Raw genomic sequence first — 19,353 nt, forward strand, 5'->3', positions numbered from 1 at the left:
TCACTCGACTTCCGTCGAAGTGTCCCCGTTGGGCACGACCGTCTCCGGGGCATAGAAGGCGTCGAGGGCCGCTGATGCTGCTTGAGCAGTCGTCAGCGCCTGCTTGGCCTTCTTGACCTCCTTCTCCGCGGCTACCCGACGCTCCTTCGCCAGTGCAAGCGTCTTCTCGGCATGCTCTGAGCTGTCAAACGATTTTGAGTCGTGCGTCTGGTCGGCCGCGGCCCCCCAGGCCTGGTTCGCGGCTTCTCTTTCTTCGAGGGCAATGTCTAGGCCCGCCTCCGCTGCATCCAATGCTGCCTGGCTGAGGTGTCGTGCCTCATCCGGAAGCGCCACCGTCTCCTGGAGCGCCTTCTGGTACAGCTTGTGGGCAGTCTCTGGGGGCATGGACGGCAGGAACCGCATGATGGACAACGCGGCGTAGTCGTGACTGAGCTCGAAGGAGTACCACTTCCGGCCTAGCTGCTCGGCCACCATGCCGGCGGTGTTCGAGCCGGAGAAGATGTCGACGACGACGTCGCCTGGTTTGGTCAGGAACTGGATGAAGAACTCCGGGAGCTTCGCGGGGAACCGTGCCGGATGCGACTTGATGCTCAGCTCACGGCACAGCCTCAGATAGTTGGAGTTGGACTCGGTGTTCGGGACGTGGAGCAGGTTCGGCGGGATCGAGCCTCCGTTGTTGTTGCCGAAGTGCTTCGAGATGGCGTGCTCACTCGGCCGGAGGGTGGTCTTGTAGTACTTCTCTGGATCCTTGAGGAGTCGCTCCATGTTCTCCGAATACGGCAGCAGCACCTTGTTCACGTCTGCTTGCGGCCACTCGGTCTTCGAGAACCACCAGATCGTATTGACAGCGTCCTTGACGCGGATACGGCGCTTGTTCACCCACTCCAGGGGACTCGGCAGCTTGGCCGGGTTGTACCAGAAGAACTCCTCGGCCAGGTGGTACTCCAGTTCATCGACGAACTTCAGCAGGACGCGATACGGGTAGAGGGCGCGCGTCGGGCTGCCCTTGCGGTAGGCGTTGCCGATGTCGATGACGAGGCTGCCGGTGGGCTTCAGGACCCTCTTCGCGGCCTCGCCGAACTGCGCGAGCCAGTCGACGTAGGCCTCCTGGTCCTCGTTGCCGTATGCCTTCTTTCTCTGCAGGGCGAAGGGTGGGCTCGTGACGATCAGGTCAACGCTCTCGTCCTCTAGCCCCTCGAGCAGTTCCAGGGAGTCTCCATGGAGCTGGGTGCCGTTGGGTGTGGTGTAGACCTTCTGGTCGTCAGTGAAGTTAGTCAACGCTTCCTCGCCTCGGGTGTGCTCGTCCAAGTGTGACCCACGAGCGGACGTGGCCAGCGGCGGCATCCACAAGCGGGTGGGATCGGCGGGGTGCCTGTCCCAGGGTCACCGTGCCGATGTCTCAGCGAGCAACCAGCCGACGAGCCGGAGGGCTAGCCTTGTGCCATGCCGAGGGAGTCGTACAACGTCAAGATGCTCCGGGGCAAAGCGCTGGCATCCCTACGGACGGGTGTGACGGCCTTCAACGGGCTCGACGACGAAGGCCGCACCACCGTTGTGCTGCTGAGCCTACAGCACAGCTTCGAGATGCTGCTGAAGGCGATCCTCGAGGTGAAGAAGGTCGGCGGTGTCTTCGACAAGCGCACCCAGAAGTCGATCTCGCTCTACAAGGCGATCAACTTGTGTGTGCAGGTCGATGGGGTACGTCTCTCGGAGGAAGAAGCGGGGGTGATTCGCAACCTCGATGCCATGCGAGACAGTGAGCAGCACTGGCACCTTGTGGTCGACGAGGGGCTTCTCTATCACAATGCCCGGGCCGCTGTGACCCTGTTCGAAGACCTGCTGCACCGTGTTTTCGGCCAGCGGCTCTCTGACCACATTCCTGCGCGAGTCTTGCCGATCGGGGCCGAGCCGCCGATGTCCCTCGACCTGCTCGTGGATCGAGAGTTTGAGAGAATTGCGAAGCTGCTCAAGCCTGGTCGGCGCGCGTCGGCCGAAGCACGGGCCCGCGTTCGGGCACTCCTCGCCACTGAGGCACTTGCAGACCCGGATGCCGCCGAGGTTCGGGAGGATGACGTCCGCCGGGTCACGAAGGGAATCAGGGCAGGCAAGACCAGAGACCAGGTGTTCCCGAAGCTGACTGGTTACAGCTCGGACATCCAGGGCAGCGGTGCGTCGGTCGAGGTGCGGATCGTCAAGCACGGTGGGATGCCGGTCACCTACACCTCCGATCCGGACGCGGACACCTCTGCGTTCCGGCTTGTCGACCTGGAGAAGAAGTTCTACATGGGCGCCTACGATCTCGCAGATCGTGCTGGTGTGACCCGCAATCGTGCGACGGCGCTTCGAAGGCATCTCGGGCTCGACGGGAACGATGATCACTACTCGCACCTCTTTGAGCTCGGAAGCCAGCGGCAGATGCGGTACCCAGACAACGCTCTGCGGGCGATGAAGACATCGCTGAAGGATGTCGACATAGAGAGCGTGTGGATTGCGCACCGCACCATCCCGAAGAATCAACACATAGCGCAGCCGCCATGCTCCGAGCCCGGTTGTGCCGTACACGAGTAGTCAGTGACCGTTCCGTACTTCCCGAGATCTCGGACGTCGAGTCTCTCCATAGTCAGCGCTCAGCTACTCGCCCAGACGCAACTCACAGCCCTCGCCGTGTAGGGAGTAGCACTCGACGGAATGATCGTGAGCGTTGACGATCCGGTACCCCGGGATGCCGGCGGCTGCGTACTCATGGCGCTTGAGGACGCGGTCGATGCTTCGGCTGCCGGTCTCGGTGACCTCGACGACAAGTTCCACCACGGAGGCGTCGATGCTGGTGGCGTCCCGGTTTGGCGCCGTCGCTGGCCTGAAGACCATCACGTCGGGGATCCGTAGCGTGAGCGGGTCATGCTCGAGGACCACGGCGATACCGAACGTGACCTCCTGGCCGTCGCCGCCAACACTCTCTTTGAGCTGCTCGACAACCTCCATGGCCTTGAGCTGGTGGTCGGCGGTCCGGGGTGGCTGGATCGTGAGCTGGCCCTCGACGACCTCGGGTCGGAGTGACTCGTGGAGGTCGAGGTTTTCCCAGTCGCTCAGGGTGAGTGGGTCGGCAGGCCAGTTGATGGAGGCATAGGAAAGCATCTCTCCATCTTCGCTGGTCATGGCCGCGGTCGGTAGCTGTAGGACAGTCCTACGGTTTCGCCCTTCAGCGGCGAGCCTTTTCGGACCCTACCTGTGTAGCCTTCAGGCTTCCCGAGGTCGCCACGCCAGTCTTCTAGCTGAAGCTCTCCAGAAGGAGGAAACTTTCCTCACCTTCGAATACGAGAGCGGTCATCTTTCTGTCGCCCGAATTCCAGGGGAAGTCCAGCGGAACCATTAGCTCTTGTGGTACGTCTCGCACACGCTCTGGGTCGCACCCGAAGGTGATTCCGACAGAGTCTGAAGGTACCGGGAGCAGTGTGCAATCTTGTATTTCACCGACGTGCATGACAGCACGACTTTCGAAGTTTCCTATGACCTTGTAGAAGACTCTCTGGTCTGGCTTGGTGACGTCAGGATGCATCGGCGTTGGCCAGTACGAGCTGCTGACTACTACCCCGCCACGGGCGAGAACGGTGCATCCCATCTGCTGAAAGAAGCGCTCTGCTCCGAGACTGCCGGCGTGCCCAAACATGATCGACGAGAGACCTTCCCCAACGCGGCGCTCCAGTTCTTGGAAGAGTTGTGATCCGACCCCTTGTCGACGCTCTTCTGGATCTACCCAGAAGCCCAGCAGATAGGTGACGTCCGAGAGCATTGTAGCTACCTCCTGCAGCAGCAGTGGGTCCGCTTCCCCGGAGAGCGCGTATTCGACGGAGCGGTCACCGATCAGCGGAGGTGGGCAGCACATCGCGAAGGCCTCTGGCCGAGACGAGCCTGCCCTGAAAGCGCCAAGGATGAAGGTCTTCGCTGTGTACATAGCGAAGGGTGTGGGTTGTTCAGGAATGTTAAGCGGCGTTGCCCTTCCGGGGTCGACGAAGTACTCCCTGAAAGTCTCCACCTGATAGTTGACTCCGGTAACCGCACTGGCTTTTTGCGCGATGAAAGAGATGTCGTCGCCGGGCCCTACAAACCTGAACTGGAGCCCGCTGCCCCGATCAACAGGCTCCACCCCCGAGGGCGCCGTCGGGCCGCCTGTTGCTGTGTGATCTTTGTCGCTCACCTGAATCCTCTAGATCGCTGGTCCGCAGTTCGGACCGACCAGAGGTACTCCTCTGCGCGAGCAGCGCTCCCGGCAAGGTTGCCGTTGCTGGTCGATCAACCACTGTGTGCGACCACCTAAGAAGACGTCCCCAAGAAACTTCTGCGTCACACCGGACTTTCCGGTGCCCGTCCGGACGGTGAGCGCATGACTGACGACTTCACAGAAATTGACGCTCTCATCGACCAACTCGCAGAAGAAGGCAAGATCTCTCCAGGAACCCGTGCCGACAACGAAGTGCGTTGGCGAGTGTTCCAGCGGTGGTGTGACTCCAAGGGAGTGAATGCCCTACCCGCGGAGCCCGCCACGGTGTCTGCGTTCTATGCCGCGATGTCGACCGGCACCTACTCTGACCATGGCAAGCCGGCCGCGCAGGGCTCTCTGAAGATCATGCGTTACACGATCGGTTGGAAGCATCGGGAAGCCGGCTACGAGGTGCTATCGACGAAGGACGAGGCCGTTCGAGCGGCCTACCGGGGAATCTTCAAGACGCTGGCTCCCGCCGAGTCGGCGACACCCGTCCTGCCGGACGATATGCGACGCATCCAGTCCGCCAGCGTCCCGATGAACGTTCAACGACTCCAGGATTACGTCCTTGCGGTCCTGTCCCTGGGGACCGGGAGTGCGATCCGGGAGCTTGCGGATATCCGTGTCGTAGACGTCGATGCCGACATCGTTCCCGACGAGGTTGGCGGCAGCGTATTGATCCGCGACTCTGAGGGGGGTGCCCTCGCGGAGTTCCGCTGTCAGTGCAATACAGATGTGATCTGCGATGCGCACCGCACTGCCCACCTACGGGAGGAGGCGGCCTCTCACTCGACATGGCTTTTCTCGTTCTTCGGGACCAACGGCGCGGGTCTACAGGTTCGGGGCAGCGATGGTCGGGCGCACAAACGGTCCCTCTATTCAAGACTCAGAGCATCAGCCAGCGCCACAGCATCGCTATCAAGGGCGGGGTCGTGTTGTGGGAGACCGACGACGAGGAAGCGCGGACGCGGATCCTGCGCGACCTCAGCCCTGATCACATTGGTCCTCGGTTCGTACGCATCCGCGATCAAGTCATGGCACTTGTCGCCTGGCATGCGGCTTTGCGATCCAGCGAGTACAGGGCACTTCGGGCGTCCGACCTGGAGCGTACCGAGGACGGCTACCTCGTGACCGTGCGCCGCTCTAAGACTGACCAGTTCGGCAACGGGGAACTCAAGTCGCTTGTGCCGGCCAAGGATCCGGTGCTGTGCCCGGTGCGGGCGCTGGACCGGTGGCTGGCTCTCACTGGGCTGGAAGGCGAGGACTTCCTGTTCCCCACTATCTTCCGCGGGACAGCTATCAGTGATCGCGGTTTTAACAGTAGGCAAGCAGTCAACTTCAACCTGCGGCGGCTCGGTGAAGACGCCTCGGTACCAGGGCTGACGGGGCACTCGTTCCGGACCGGGTTCGGCGCCACGTCTCGTCAGCAGGGCAAGTCGACCGAGGAGACCATGACCACCACGGGCCATCGGGACTACGACACCGCCACCATCTATGAGCGGTCGGCACCGATGGGTGCCGACCCGCTGCGGGGACTGGTCGCGTGAGTTCGGAGCTGATCGCTGAACTCACAGGTGCGGCCCTCGCCCCTGGCACCCGATACGAGTACGACCGGCGGGCGAAGCTATTCGAAGACTGGTGCAACACACACGCACTGCAGGCATGGCCGAGCGAGGAACGGACTATCGCCAGGTACGTCCATTCCCTCGAGACACAGTCTCTTCAGCACATGCAAGCCACAATCTCGGCAATCATGCACGGACATCGGCAGCGGGGCCTGGCCTCGCCCGTTGCCGACGATGGTCTGGTGAGGAACTACATGGCAGGGGCCGCTCGGCGCGGAGCAGTGAAGCCTCAGGTCCTTCCCTCGGAAGCACCGATCCGGTTCGGGGACGCTCTTGCGGTCCTCCGACACTTCACCGGCACAACATCCCGACAGACGCTGAAGAAGCTCGCCTACCTCTCTCTTGGTGTGTTCCACGACCTGCGCAACGACAACCTCGGTCAACTCGAGAAGCGGGACATCGACGTGGACGAGGCCGGGCTGCTCGTTCGGCTGCGACGCTCGAAGAGCGACCAGGTCGGGAAGGGGCGTGAGGTCTGGCTGCCGCACCTCAAAGACTGCCCTGCCGAGTGTCCCGCGTGCGTTGTCGTCCGGCACCTTGCTGAGTTGGACGAGGAACGCCTGTTCACCTCTGCCAGCGACCTTGCCCCCACATCGGCCGACGGCCTCACCCGGCTGAGCGGGACGAAGTGGCTGCGCGAACTCTGCGCGGTATCGGGTGTGCTCATCGATGAGCCGATCAGCACCAGGTCGATGCGGTCGGGATGCACCACTTCGATGTACGAGGCAGGCGTACCCGAGCACGAGATCGCCGCATTTCTCGGCCACAAGCGTGCGCAGACCACGAGACGGTACGACCGCCGAGGCGAAGCGGAGCGGACCCTCCACCTCGACGTCTGACCGGCTCCAAGCGAGGCCCTGCAGCACTCGCTGCAGGGCCTCCCTACGTTCCGGAGCAAGCAGAGATTCCCAGCGGAGCTCACTTGGCAGCACCTCCTGAAGGTCCAGTCGCATCGCCCCAGGTCAGCGCATACGTCTCCGTACAGCTGCCAAGTCTGACCCCCTCTTAAGGCGGTTATAGAGGGTCAGACTTGGCAGCCGACGAAACGAACCCCAGGTCAGGCACCAGATCAGGCGCAACTGAAAGCTCGCCGGGAATCCAGCACGGTGCCGACGTGACACTGGAACCCATCACCGGAGAAATCGTCGCTCCCGAGGAAACAGCGTTCAACGCTGCTCCCGACCTACTCGCCGCGCCGGAGACGATCCGGCAGGAACTGGCCGTCGCCCAGGAGCTCGCGAAGAACTCACTTGCCGCCGGAACCCGCACCAACTACAAGTCGCAGTTCGACGCCTTCCGCCGGTGGGCCGATGTCCGCCGCATGTCCTGGCTCCCTGCATCGGTCGACACGGTCGCCGCACACCTGGCCGAAGTGGCCGTGGCGCAGGACGAGCAGGGCAACAAGCAGCGCGACGAGCACGGCAACCTCGTCAAAGGGCTCCACCCGGACTCGGTCGGGATGCGACTGGCGGCCATCAACAAGGCCCATCGAGTCGCCGGGTATCCCGCACCGGGTGACGACGATGCGATCAAGATCCTCATGGCCGGAATCCGCCGCACATTCGGCACAGCACACGACCAAGCACGTTTGGCAGATGACGGGTCCATCCTGAAACGGCTCGTGGCCTCCGCAGGTGGCGTCTCACGCACCACCCTGATGCGGAGGGCAATGGTGCTGCTCACTGAGACGACGGGCGCCACTCCTGGCCAGCTCAGCAAACTCGGCTGGAACCACGTCGTCATCGGCGACAGTGCCACCTCGGTGACTCTTCCAGCTGCCACTGCTCACGGCGATCCGGTGAAGATCGTGCTCCAGCCCGCCGATGACCCGAACGAGTGCGCTGCCCGAGCCCTCTCCTCACTGTGCGAAGCCACGGAGACTGACGGCGGCGTGTACACCCGCGAGGACGGCAAGCCCCTCACCCGGGAAGCTATCCGGCTGAACCTTCGCAAGTTCGACGACTGGCGCGACGACCCCCAGCTACGCGAACAACTCGAAGGCCGTGGCGAGCTCGACCTGACAACCACCCGCAACATCGCTGTCCTGCTGACCGGCTGGTTCGCAGCGCTGCGGCGTTCCAACATCGTCGCTCTCCGCTGGAACGACCTGAAGCGCGGACCCAGTGGCGACTGGGAACTGATCGTCCGGCGCTCCAAGACCGACCAGGAAGGCAAAGGGCGCACCCTCCTGCTGCCCCGTACAACCCACGGTGGCATCTGCCCGGCCCGCGCGATGGACGCCTGGCGTGAAGCCGTCGACCAGGAATTCGGCGAGACGCCCCAGAAGACCTGGCCGGTGTTCTTCCCGATCAACCGGCACGGCCACCCAACACTCCGGTGCGGTGCACCGCAGGCGATGAGCGGAGCAGCGATCAACGAGATTGTGCAGATCCTCGCGAAGCGAGCCGGACTGGCGAACCCGGAAGCATACGGCGCCCACTCCCTCCGGGCTGGCTTCGTCACCGAAAGCCTGGGACCAGGGAGGCTCTCGGTCGCCCAGGTGCAAGAGGTGACCGGCCACAAGTCCGCCCAGGTTCTGCTGCAGTACTACCGGAAGGCGAACCTCCGCCGGGACAACCCCGCAGCGAAGGTCGCCGAGTCCCTCAACCTGTGAGGCTTCAGCTACCGCTCGCCAGGCTACCGGCTCTGCAGTCGAGTTTGCGGCACAATGTCCGCATGAGCAGTGTGCCAGTGAGCAGCGAAGTTGCTGCAGCCTTTGGGAAGTTCTTCTTCGCCGGTGCTGGCCCGAGCCATGCGACCCTGACCCGCGCTTTCACTGCGTCTGGGTATGGAGGGGATGATCATTACGATCCAGCTACCGGGACGCCGAACAAGGAGCAGCGCGTGGTCACGGTCGTGTCCGCTGCAGTACGCCGGCCCCACGGAGCTGTGAAGCTGGTTGAGGAACTTCTGACCGCTTCGGATCAACGGATGTCTTGGCGCTGCCCAGCCGGAGCTCAGCACCGAGGTCGACACGCTCACCCGAGCTCTGAAGCGGCAGGGCTGGCTGCTCGACGATGACGGCTATGCGCGGGCAGTTGGGCGTGTGGCTTTGGAGACTGGCGGGCGACCCGCACTCGACGAACAGCTCGCCCGGATCCAGCAGAACGTCGACGATCCGGGCGCAATTCTTGGCGTGGCGAAGGATCTGCTGGAAGCGATCAGCAAGTTCGTTCTTGAGGAGCGGTCGATGCTGCCCGATCGGAAACGTGACTTCGATGAGGTGCTCCATCTTGCCCTAGACCAACTCCGGCTGCTCACGGCTCTCGTTGACATGAATATCCTTGGCGGCAAGCAAGTTCGCGCCATCTACCAATCGGCCAAGACAACAGCGTCAACCGTCAACCAGCTTCGCAACCTTCAGGGCTCAGGCCATGGACGTACTCTTCCGACCGGTGTGTCTCGTGAGACAGGCAGATACGTGATCCGGGAGGCTGCGCACGTTGCCGAGTTGGTGCTGGGAACCCACGATCGGCAGATGGGCCGGTAATACCTGCCTCCCCATTCGTCGATCGCGGAATTGTGGGCTGAATGCGGAGCAATTAAGAAGTGAGAGATCTGATCCGGGTTGTCAGCTCTGACTGGAGTTTCTGCAACCCAACAGGTGTCGTCTCGTAGATGAGAGTGCGGAAGCTTCGGAGGTCGAATGGGATGTCGTCAACTGACTGTGCAATCGGGATGCACGGCCTGCCCAGGGTGTGGGTGATTCCGAGCTCGTAGAAGACGTTTGAGTTCCGGCTCGAGTAGTCCACGACGACAACGCTGGCCGTGCACAGGAGGGTGAGGACGTCATCCATGATGGCGTGCTTCTCCCAGATGGTGTCGGCTCGCTCGCATCGCATGTTCTCCGCGTGGGCTGCCCGCTGGATCGTCTCGTACACCGGCTTGAACTCATCAGCGAACGGCATCATGGTCGCCACCAGGTTCGGCTCTGGCGAGATGGTCGGGAAGTTCAGGTACTCCCGGCTGGGCCGCGTGATGTCACTGGCGCCGTCACGCTCGAGGAGTGTGCGGTGGAGATCGAGGTCCTTCACCGTCAGATACGTGCGGTTCAGTCCGAACCTATTGGACACGTCCAGCTCATGGATCATCGCCAGGATTTCAGACGTTGGGATTGGTGAGATGCGACGGTTGGGCTCGAAGGTCAGAAGGTAGTCCCTGCCGCTGGGAGTGATCCTCGTGATCCGTCCGACCCGAGCGAGCTGTTCGTCCTGGGCTTGGAGCTCGGGCATCGCCAAGGTGGGCAGCTCGGTCAGAGCCTTCAACTCATCGCCGCTGGCTTGCAATCGAGTACGGACCTCTGGCTGCGTCCCCTCGAAGACTCGTTCCTTGGCCAGGCTGCCGCCTGTCGGTAGGCCCACCAGCAGGTTGAACACAGCACTCTCCCTTACGTGATCGGCGGTGGGGAGAGTCTATGGGCATGGTCGGTTCTCAACCTCGACTGGCCCGCGGAGGTGCGAGCCGCCGCTCAAGCTCAAGGTACACCTCGACGATGCTCTCCTTGCGTTCCTCCGTGTCTGTTGCCATTGTTGCGACAAGCCGTGGCTCTGGCTCAATCCACGTCTCTGCAGCCTTCCAGTCGACCGACGTCGCGGTAGCGTCCTCGATTGCCAAATCGTGCAGACCGATGGCACGCCCGCGCTGCCTCCAGAACTTCTCCTGCTCCTTCGCAGAGTGCGGTTGGAACTCGGCAGGAGGACCGACCACCAGCTCGGCATGATGCCGCTTCCAGTAGAAGGCGAACCGTTCGTCGCCGTAGGTGCCGTACAGCTGCACCGGCAGGACGGTCGAGGGAGTCAGGACCCTGACGTGCGGGAGCGCAGTAGCGATTGCTTTCCGTACATCTTTCATCTTCATGTCTGCACGGTGCCGACTTCGCTGCTGGTCTCGAGTGGGAGTTCCCTGGGACTGTTCGGCATTGCACCTCCTGGCAGCTGGTGGCGGTCCCTCGTGGGCCCGGATGGCTCCAAGGTCTGTATTTGCTGCCAGCCTGACAGCGCGTACGTGTGATATGTTTATGCGCACGATATTGATCAGGGTAGAGCGATGGCAAGTGCCACTGCTCTACGAGTGATGCGTCAGTGCGATTTTTCGTCTCAAATGCGGAAAATGGGGTCAGAATCCCCCCGCTACTGCGGTCCCACGTCGGACCACGGAAGGCCCGGAATCTCGAACGAGGTTCCGGGCCTTTTGCGTGCTCACGCAACAAGTTGGTCACAATGTCAGCTGGGTGTCCTCTCCGGGCCGAGCGCGTGGGACGATTCGTCTTGCGACGTCGTCGCGCCTTCTTCTGCGCTTTCCCCGGAGTCTTCATGCCCTCTTCCGTACTGCGTACGCGTCTGCGTCGCACCGCCGTCACGTCGGCGTTCTTCCCCGCACTCGTTCTCGGCGGGCTCGCCATCGCCCCCAGTGCAGCGGCCGCCGATGTCACGCCCCCGGTCGTGCTGACGGCCGACGACGCGGCGAAGGTGGCTCCGGCAACGACGGGCCAGCAGGAGGCTGCGGAGGAGACCGACGCGGCGAGGGCGACGCGAGCCCCTCAGACTGTGCCCGCAGCAACCGTCCCGTCCGCGGGCCCGGCCGCCGCCACAACGCTCGAGCGGTCCGCGACGGTGACACCTGCGCCGAAGCCCGCAGCCACGATGCCGGTCAAGACGCCAGCGGGAGAGCCCACGTCGAAGCCCTCCGGCGCCGTGCCGGAGAAGGTCTTCGGTATGAAGGCGCCGAAGAACCCCGAGGACGCGACGAACGACGACGAGATCCTCGCCTGGACGATCAAGAACGCCTCGGTGGCCGAGCGTCACCAGATCGCGGAGGAAATGGGTATCCGCTATCCCGCGGCGGTCGAGATTCTCGGCTCCGTGTGCGACAAGGGCCAGGGCTACATCGGCGTCTGGGCGATCAACCTTGCGGCGACCGAAGCGCGTTGGAACGTCACCCTCGACGGTCGCGGGTACGCCGGCGCCCGAGTGCTGCCGCAGAGCCACGACTACGGAGCCATCGGTGTGCCGAACGGCCGCCACGCGGTCGCCTTCGTCAACCCGGCCACGGGTGCCGTCGGCGCCCGCACCTCGACGTCGCTGCGCTGCGGCGTCGTGGCCCCGAAGCCCGTCTCGAAGCCGATGACGCCGAAGGCCCCGGTCGCCACGCCCCGTGCAGTCGCCCCGCGCCCCGCGTCGCCCGTGGTGGCCCGTCCGGCTGCCGTGCCGGCAGCAGCGCCGCAGGCTCAGGCCCCTGCGGCCGTCGGACCGACTGTGCAGACCGACTACGAGGCGCCGGCGCACACGGCGGCGAGTTCTCGCGTGAGGCTGACGGGCCTGGCCGTTGCGGGGGTGCTCGCCGCAGGTGCGGTTCTCCTACGCCGGCGGTTCATGCACTGATCGCTCAGCCCTTCGACGTCCGTTCCTCGCTCCGGCGAGGAGCGGACGTCGTCTTTTCGTCTCCTCGAGGCTCCAGGGGCGTTCTCGGAGCGAACATGCAGTCGGGCCGCAGCCTGCCTGCCTAGGCTGAGCGGGTGAGCACTCCTGTAAAGCGCGGCAGCGTCCGCGTCGACGTGTGGCTGTGGTCCGTGCGCGTCTACAAGACACGCTCGGCCGCGACGAGTGGCTGCAAGGCCGGTCACGTGAGAATCAACGGTGTGAGCGCGAAACCCGCCACGAACGTCTCCGTCGGTGACGAGGTGCGCGTTCGTCAGCACGGCTTCGATCGGATCCTCGGGGTCGTGGACCTCATCAGCAAGCGCGTCGGCGCCCCCGTCGCGGCACGCTGCTACGACGACCGCACCCCGGAGCGCCCCCGCGAGGTCATCCCGCAGGTGCCCGTACGCGACCGCGGTGCAGGGCGTCCGACGAAGAAGGACCGTCGGGAGATGGACCGACTGCGACAGGTCCTGCGCGGATGAGCGAGCCCGGCCCCGCTGATTTCACGGCGTCGGCTCAGCGGCACGGCGTCGGTCCGAGCGGTCGTGGAGTTCCGCCGTTGCGGCGTACCGCAGGCCGTTTCGTGGCGGCCGCGTCGCTCGGGGTGGCGTTCCTCGCGTCCCTCATGTGGGTTGATGTGCTCGCCGGGAACGTCGTGCCGGTCCTTCAGGCGCTCACGCCGGTGTGGATCATCGCCGCGTTCGGTTGCCTCGCCCTCACGCTCGTTGTGCGAACACGAGCGAGCTTCGTCGCGCTGGTGCCGCTCGTGGTGAGCACACTCGCTGCCGCCGTCGCCCTGAGCAGTCACCCGGAGGTGCCACGCGAGGTCGCAACCAGGGCCGGCGATCACCATCTTCGTGTGCTTTCCCTCAACAGCGAACTGGGAGAAGCGGAAACGGCCTCCGTCATGGAGGCGGTTCGCGAGACGAATCCGGACGTCGTCGTCTTCGTCGAGATGACGACGGCGCGTCTGCGCTCCCTCGACGACGCAGGCCTCGCCCAGCGCTTTCCGCACCGCTCACGCGGCATGATCGACGACGGCTCACGCGGGACCGTGATCCTGTCGAGGTTCCCGACCGAGACGCTGGACGCCGACACCGAGCTCGGCCCGTGGGATCTCCAGTCGCCTGTCGTACGCGTGCACGCACCGGGCGCACAGATCGTCGTCAAGGGCGTTCACACCTACCCGCCGCTTCGCGACGGTGTCGCGCAGTGGCGTCCCCAGCTACGGGCGGAGGGGGAGTGGCAGCGTGAGCGGACAGCCGAGCACGTCGTCATGGCGGGGGACTTCAACGCCTCGAGAGCCCACCCCGCGTTCCGGCAGTTGTCCCGCGGGATGGTGGACGCCTATCCGCACGTTTACGGTGCTTGGCGCCCCACGTGGCCGATGGGCGGCTCGATCCCGGCCTTCAGCCAGATCGACCACATCCTGACCCGCGGCTTCGTGCCGGAGCAGGCGGGCATCGTCACCGTGGAGGGCACGGACCACGCGGGCGTCTGGAGCGACCTGCGCTACTGAGGCGCCCGCGCAGCCGTCACATGCTCTTGCGGCGGCGCGTGCTCACGAGGGCCACGAGGAAGGCCACGACGAACTGCACGATGAGGATGGCAGCGCCGAGAGCCCACTTGCTGCTGTCGCGCAGCCAGAACGGATCCCACTCACGCTCGCGCCCGGGGATGGTGAGGCTCTGGTGCACGTCGGCGGTCTGTGCGCCGAGCGCGAGACCCCAGCGGCTCGGGAAGATACTGCCCATGGCGCGCATGGCCGCCGAGTTGAGGTCGAACAGTCCGCCGGAGAACACCAGGGCGCCCATGATGACGATGACGAGCATCGGCATGACTTGCTCGTTCGTCTTCGCGAAGCTCGAGAGCGCGAGGCCGATACCGACAGCCGCGAGACCGGTGAGGAACGCGATGAGGTAGGTCTCGAGAATCGGGCTGCCGAGGGTGACTGCTGCGTCCGGCGCACCCTTGCCGAGGATGACGAGGGCCACCATGACGCCGCACTGCACGGCGATGAGCAGACCGTACGTGACGGCCTTGCTCCCGATGTAGGCGAACGGGGAGAGGCCGACAGCCTTCTCCCGAAGGAAGATCGGTCGCTCGGCGACGAGTTCTCGGATCGTCGCGGCGAGGCCCATGAACACCGAACCCATGACGATGAGCGTCATGATCTGACTCGATTCGGGGGTCAGCGTGACCTTGCTCGGATCACCCCCTGCGGCCGCGACTTCCTTCTCGAAGAAGACGGTGTGCAGCCCGTGGCTGCCCGGCACGAGCATGGCGAGGCCCGCCAGCGCGATGGGCAGCAGGAGCATGAATCCGACAAAGCCCCGGTCGGCCGCAATGACGCGGAACTGACGGCGGATGAGCGTCGACAGCTGGCGTCCGATCGTCTGCTGGCGCGGAGCCCTGTCCTCGGTCGTCGATGCCGGTGAGCGAGGTGCACTGAGCGGCGCCGAGACGTGGCTGTCCATGAGCGCAGAGCGGCGGAACGTGTCCTGCGAGCGCTCCGGGTCGTCGGTGACGGTGTTGAACACGTCGGCGTGGTCGGACGCGGAGAAGAACGGCAGCATCTCCTCGGGCGGGCCGAAGAAGGCCACCTTGCCGCCCGGAGCGAGCATGAGCACGCGGTCACACACGCCGAGGCTCGCCACGTTGTGGGTGATGACGACGACGGTGCGGCCGCCGTCTGCGAGGCCGCGCAGGGTGAGCATGACACGCTTGTCGAGGCCCGGGTCGAGGCCCGAGGTCGGCTCGTCGAGGAAGAGCAGCGACGGGCGGGTGAGCAGCTCCAGAGCAACCGAGGTGCGCTTGCGCTGACCACCGGACAGGCGCGCCACCTGGGTGTCGGCGTGCGCCGTGAGGCCGAGTTCGTCGATGACCTCCTCGACGCGCTCCTCTCGCGGCTCCTTGTCGAGGTCGTCCGGGAACCGGAGCTCGGCGGCGTAGCGCAGGGCCTGGCGGACCGTCAGCTCCGGGTGGACGACGTCGTCCTGGGGCACGACACCGATGCGGTGGCGCAGATCCTCGTAGTTGTCGTAGAGGTCACGGCCGTCATAGTAGACCTCGCCCTCGGTGGCCTTCTGCGCACCGATGAGGGCCTTGAGCAGAGTCGACTTTCCGGCGCCGGAAGGGCCGATGACGGCGACGAGACTCGAACCTTCGAGGCCGAAGCTGACATCGTCGAGCAGCTTCTTGCCGTCGGGCAGGACGAACGAGAGGTGGTTGGCGACGAAGCTGACGTCACCTTCGTCCTCACTCGCGACGAGTCGGCCCTGCTTGAGCGTGAAGCGTGTGCGGCCGACGGCGAGCAGGTCGTCCTCGCGCAGGGTTCCGCGGTGAATGCGAGCACCGTTGATGTAGGTGCCGTTGCGGCTGCCGAGATCCTCGACGGCGAACGAGTCGCCCTGGGGGACGAGACGTACGTGCTGGCGGCTGGCGAGCAGGTCCTTGATGACGATCTCGTTCTCGAGACCGCGGCCGATGGTGATGGTGCCGGTCGGCGCGTTCATGGCCTGTGGAGCCGCACCCTGGACGGTCATGCGGCCGGTCGGCTGCGGTTCGACCTGCCCACTCCAGCCCTGGAAGACGTCGCCCGTCGCGCGGCGCTGTTCGGGGGCCCGTGGCGGGCGGGGGAGACGGATGGGCCCGGTCGTCGTGACGCCGGAACCGTCCTGGTTGGCCGGAGCAGCGGCCCTGGGGAGCGGGCCGCTCGCCGCCGTGGGGCCACCCGTGTGCGTGGCCTGAGTGTCACCGGAGGAGGTCTTGGCGCGCGGCATGGGTGCGGAAACGGGACCGGTGCCGGCGTGCTCGGTGGCGCTCGTGTTCGAGCCCGTGCGTTCTGCGGGGGCCGCCGAGATTCCGACCCGGAACGGGACGCCGCGTTCACCGCCGAGGCGAACACTCTCGCCGCCACGGAGTGCGACATATCCGCGCACCCGGTGTCCGCCGACCCACGTGCCGTTCGAGCTGTCGAGGTCGCGAAGCTGCCACGAGCCGTTCTCATGACAGATCTCTGCGTGACGGCGGGAGACGTCGGCGTTCGCGAGGGGCACGTCCGCGGCCCGATCACGCCCCAACGTCAACCTCTGACCTGGGGACAGCCGGATGCGGCGCCCCTCCACCTCGATGTGCAGCTCCTGCTGAGCGTCGTTCACGCTCGTCCTTCCCCTTTGGTACGTGCTCGAACGAAGCTGACCACCGGCGTGCACGCCCGCCGGCGGTCGCGTGGCGATCAGACCGAGACGAGCCAGCCGTCGCGCACCTCGAACGTCGAGGCGCCGATGCCGATGCGGTCGCCCTCGTGCAGGTGCGTCTGTTCGACGCGGCGGCCGTTGACGAAGGTGCCGTTGCGCGAGCCGAGGTCGCGCAGGAGGAGGCCTTCCTCGTCGGCGGTGATGACGACGTGACGACGCGAGACGAGCATGTCGTCGAGGACGATGCTGTTACTGCGGCTGCGTCCGATCGTCAGGGAGTCGTCCGGCAGGTCGTCGTTCTGACCGATGACCTGCGGCGGGTTCGACTCGTACTCCTGCGGCGTGGCGGCCGAGCTGGCCGAGCTGTCGGCGCCGGTCTGGCCGAGGTTCGGCGCCGAGGCGTAGCTGGCGGGCGCCGCGCTCGCGGACGAGGATCCCTCGTTCCGCTCGTGCCGGGAGCCGCCGGTGTGGCCACCGTCACGCGGCTGCTGGGGCGGTGCGCTCTCGTAGGAGCGAGCAGATTCGGCCTGGGGCGGTGCGCTCTCGTAGCGCGACTCGTTCCCGTACGCACCGTGTGAGGCGGAATCCGACGAGGGGTCGCTCGCGCGTGGCGCGTGGTCACTGCGATCCGGGGCGTCGAAGCGCGATGCGCCTGATGTACCTGACCAGCCGTATCCGGCGTTGTCGGGGTGGGAGCTCGAGATCTCCTCGGCGGTGGAGCCGCTGCCCGCCGCACCGGCCCAGCCGGGAGCGGATGCGGAGTGGGCATCGGATGGGAAGGAGCGCGAGGCTCCGGCGTCCGAACCCGCATTCGGCTCGAAGCCCCACGGGTTACCGAGGGGCGCCGATGCTTCTTCGCCGTGCCCGGCCTCGTCGCGGCGGGGCTCGCGTGCGCCCTCCTGCCCACCCTGCTGGTTCGGGTGAGACGCCTCGGACGAATAACCCCAGTTGCCCTGGGCGCCGAGGCCGGGCGCCGCCTCGCTCTGCGGGGGCGTCGGTTCGGGGGCCTTCGCTGCGGGGGCGTCGGGGCTCGGGCCCTGCCACGCCGGTTCGGCGCCGCCGGGCTGCGGGACGCTCCACTGGATGGCGTGGGGCTGCCTCTGGTTGTGCTCGCCGTTCATCGCACACTCCGTCGTCTCGTGTCGCGTGGCGCGACCGAATCGTCTGACTCGTCCTGGCCTCGTGCGCACGGGTCGAATCTCGTCCCGGCACACCTGTTTCAGGCCTACCCTACCGGCCGGTGCGCCCCACGACCCGCCCGCGCGGGTGAGTAAGCTTGGCGGCAGTGCGTGAGTGCGTGCTCGGGCCAGGCGAGACGCGCCGCGAGAGATGTGCGAGGAATTCATGGAGATTGAGAAGAAGTCCACGGGACGCCACCGCGTCGTCATCGTCGGCTCCGGCTTCGGCGGCCTCTTCGCCGCGACGAAGTTCAAGGACGAGGACGTCGACGTCGTGCTCGTCTCGTCGACGACGCACCACCTCTTCCAGCCGCTGCTCTACCAGGTCGCCACCGGCATCCTCAGCGAGGGTGTCATCGCCCCGAGCACGCGTGAGGTGCTCAAGAAGCAGAAGAACGTCGAGATCTTCATCGGCACGGTCACGGACATCGACGTCGATGCCAAGCGCGTCACGGCCGAACTGCTCGACTCCACTCAGGTCTACGACTACGACTCGCTCATCGTCGCCGCGGGCGCCGGCCAGTCGTACTTCGGCAACGACCACTTCGCCCAGTTCGCGCCGGGCATGAAGAGCATCGACGACGCACTCGAGCTTCGCGGACGCATCTTCGGCGCCTTCGAGACGGCCGAGCTCGCAGCGGCCGCCGGCCAGTGGGACGACGTGCGCTCGTTGCTGACGTTCGTCGTCGTCGGTGCCGGTCCGACGGGCGTCGAGATGGCAGGTCAGATCAGCGAACTCGCCAACCGCACGCTCGCCGACGACTTCCGGCACATCAACCCCAAGGACGCCCGCGTCGTCCTCGTCGATGCCGCACCGCAGGTGCTGCCGCCGTTCGGGGCGAACCTCGGCAAGAAGGCCCAGGGGCAGCTCGAGAGCATGGGCGTCGAGGTGCTCCTGGGCCAGATGGTGACGAACGTCGATGCCACGGGCATCGAGATGAAGACCGAGGACGGCACCGTCACGCGCATCGACTCGGTGTGCAAGGTGTGGGCCGCCGGCGTCGCGGCCAGCCCGCTGGGCAAGTTGCTCGGCGAGAAGACGGGTGCCGAGGTCGACCGCTCGGGTCGTATCGCAGTGCAGCCCGACCTGTCGCTGCCGGGCCACCCGGAGATCTACGTCGTCGGCGACATGATGAGCCTCAACAAGCTGCCCGGCGTGGCGCAGGTAGCCATCCAGGGCGGCCGTTACGCCGCGACGTCGATCCTCGCGCGTGTCAAGGGCCAGCCGTCCCCGGGCCCGTTCAAGTACTTCGACAAGGGTTCGATGGCCACCATCTCGCGCTTCTCCGCCGTGACGAAGGTCGGTCGCCTCGAGACCGAGGGCTTCATCGCCTGGCTCATGTGGCTCGGCGTGCACCTGTTCTACATCATCGGTTTCAAGTCGCGTCTGACGACAATGATCAGTTGGGCCTTGGCCTTCCTCGGCGACAACCGTGACGAGCGCACGGCCACCGAGCAGCAGGTTCACGCGCGCCTCGCAATCGACGAACTGGGCGACAAGTACCGCCCGAGCGTCGAGGTGCCGGGCCTGTTGGCCGAGTCCAAGACCAACCACGCCATCGAGGCCAAGGACGAGCCGGCGCAGATCGAGACGCCGAAGAACTGATCTGCGTCCCAGCGACACGACGAAGGCCCCCGCCGGAAACGGCTGGGGCCTTCGTCGTGTCGGAG

16 protein-coding genes are annotated in these 19,353 nt (G+C 65.4%); 9 read left to right on the forward strand and 7 right to left on the reverse strand.

All coding sequences use genetic code 11. The features are described 5' to 3' along the window. Positions 1-1,308 (reverse strand): site-specific DNA-methyltransferase, encoded by a 1,308-nt coding sequence (locus tag EVU97_RS00555; protein WP_240730079.1) that lies wholly within the window; start codon positions 1,306-1,308, stop codon positions 1-3. Between the two features lie 135 nt (positions 1,309-1,443). On the opposite strand from EVU97_RS00555, the gene EVU97_RS00560 reads away from it, so the two are divergent. After that, positions 1,444-2,568: a hypothetical protein gene (locus EVU97_RS00560; protein ID WP_205744830.1), complete on the forward strand. Its 1,125-nt coding sequence runs from the start codon at positions 1,444-1,446 to the stop codon at positions 2,566-2,568. Between the two features lie 63 nt (positions 2,569-2,631). Here the strand turns inward: EVU97_RS00560 and EVU97_RS00565 are convergent, their stop codons facing one another. Together EVU97_RS00565 and EVU97_RS00570 are read right to left on the reverse strand one after the other, a co-directional pair. After that, positions 2,632-3,156, reverse strand: coding sequence for a Uma2 family endonuclease (locus EVU97_RS00565; protein ID WP_129662638.1), 525 nt, complete (start codon positions 3,154-3,156; stop codon positions 2,632-2,634). Positions 3,157-3,268: 112 nt separating this feature from the next. Further along, positions 3,269-4,195, reverse strand: a complete 927-nt coding sequence (locus tag EVU97_RS00570; protein WP_129662641.1) for an N-acetyltransferase — start codon at positions 4,193-4,195, stop codon at positions 3,269-3,271. A gap of 998 nt (positions 4,196-5,193) precedes the next feature. On the opposite strand from EVU97_RS00570, the gene EVU97_RS00575 reads away from it, so the two are divergent. The 4 genes from EVU97_RS00575 to EVU97_RS00590 all read left to right on the forward strand — a co-directional run bounded on the left by EVU97_RS00575 (position 5,194) and on the right by EVU97_RS00590 (position 9,376). After that, on the forward strand, positions 5,194-5,808 hold the full coding sequence (locus EVU97_RS00575) for a tyrosine-type recombinase/integrase (protein WP_165357821.1): 615 nt from the start codon (positions 5,194-5,196) through the stop codon (positions 5,806-5,808). Next, positions 5,805-6,725, forward strand: a complete 921-nt coding sequence (locus EVU97_RS00580; protein ID WP_129662645.1) for a tyrosine-type recombinase/integrase — start codon at positions 5,805-5,807, stop codon at positions 6,723-6,725. The genes EVU97_RS00575 and EVU97_RS00580 overlap by 4 nt, the downstream gene beginning before the upstream one ends. A 275-nt stretch (positions 6,726-7,000) precedes the next feature. Next, a complete protein-coding gene (locus tag EVU97_RS00585) occupies positions 7,001-8,500 on the forward strand; it encodes a tyrosine-type recombinase/integrase (protein WP_129662648.1) in 1,500 nt (499 codons plus the stop codon). Positions 8,501-8,932: 432 nt separating this feature from the next. Beyond that, positions 8,933-9,376: an abortive infection family protein gene (locus EVU97_RS00590; RefSeq protein WP_129662651.1), complete on the forward strand. Its 444-nt coding sequence runs from the start codon at positions 8,933-8,935 to the stop codon at positions 9,374-9,376. A 52-nt stretch (positions 9,377-9,428) separates the two neighbouring features. Here the strand turns inward: EVU97_RS00590 and EVU97_RS00595 are convergent, their stop codons facing one another. Both EVU97_RS00595 and EVU97_RS00600 read right to left on the reverse strand, forming a co-directional pair. Next, the gene (locus EVU97_RS00595) at positions 9,429-10,262 is read right to left on the reverse strand and encodes a hypothetical protein (protein ID WP_129662653.1); all 834 of its coding nucleotides are present in this window, start codon (positions 10,260-10,262) and stop codon (positions 9,429-9,431) included. Positions 10,263-10,317: 55 nt separating this feature from the next. After that, complete coding sequence (locus EVU97_RS00600) at positions 10,318-10,743, reverse strand: hypothetical protein (protein WP_129662655.1); 426 nt, start codon at positions 10,741-10,743, stop codon at positions 10,318-10,320. Between the two features lie 455 nt (positions 10,744-11,198). Between EVU97_RS00600 and EVU97_RS00605 the strand changes: the two genes are divergently transcribed. The 3 genes from EVU97_RS00605 (at position 11,199) to EVU97_RS00615 (ending at position 13,824) form a co-directional block, all read left to right on the forward strand. Next, positions 11,199-12,266 carry a hypothetical protein gene (locus EVU97_RS00605; protein ID WP_129662657.1) on the forward strand — a complete coding sequence of 356 codons (1,068 nt, stop codon included), beginning with the start codon at positions 11,199-11,201 and terminating at the stop codon, positions 12,264-12,266. A 134-nt stretch (positions 12,267-12,400) separates the two neighbouring features. Continuing rightward, positions 12,401-12,787: an RNA-binding S4 domain-containing protein gene (locus EVU97_RS00610; protein WP_129662659.1), complete on the forward strand. Its 387-nt coding sequence runs from the start codon at positions 12,401-12,403 to the stop codon at positions 12,785-12,787. Next, a complete protein-coding gene (locus tag EVU97_RS00615; protein WP_129662662.1) occupies positions 12,784-13,824 on the forward strand; it encodes an endonuclease/exonuclease/phosphatase family protein in 1,041 nt (346 codons plus the stop codon). The genes EVU97_RS00610 and EVU97_RS00615 overlap by 4 nt, the downstream gene beginning before the upstream one ends. 16 nt (positions 13,825-13,840) lie before the next feature. On the opposite strand, the gene EVU97_RS00620 is transcribed toward EVU97_RS00615, so the two are convergent. Further along, entirely contained in the window at positions 13,841-16,465 is a 2,625-nt protein-coding gene (locus EVU97_RS00620) for an ATP-binding cassette domain-containing protein (RefSeq protein WP_240730080.1), read from the reverse strand. 77 nt (positions 16,466-16,542) lie between these two features. After that, on the reverse strand, positions 16,543-17,625 hold the full coding sequence (locus tag EVU97_RS00625) for an FHA domain-containing protein (protein WP_165357822.1): 1,083 nt from the start codon (positions 17,623-17,625) through the stop codon (positions 16,543-16,545). Between the two features lie 223 nt (positions 17,626-17,848). Here EVU97_RS00625 and EVU97_RS00630 point away from each other — a divergent pair, with 223 nt between their 5' ends. Then, complete coding sequence (locus tag EVU97_RS00630) at positions 17,849-19,288, forward strand: NAD(P)/FAD-dependent oxidoreductase (RefSeq protein ID WP_129662667.1); 1,440 nt, start codon at positions 17,849-17,851, stop codon at positions 19,286-19,288. Positions 19,289-19,353: the final 65 nt, after the last annotated feature.

Source organism: Dermacoccus sp. 147Ba (assembly GCF_004151355.1).
GTDB lineage: Bacteria > Actinomycetota > Actinomycetes > Actinomycetales > Dermatophilaceae > Dermacoccus > Dermacoccus abyssi.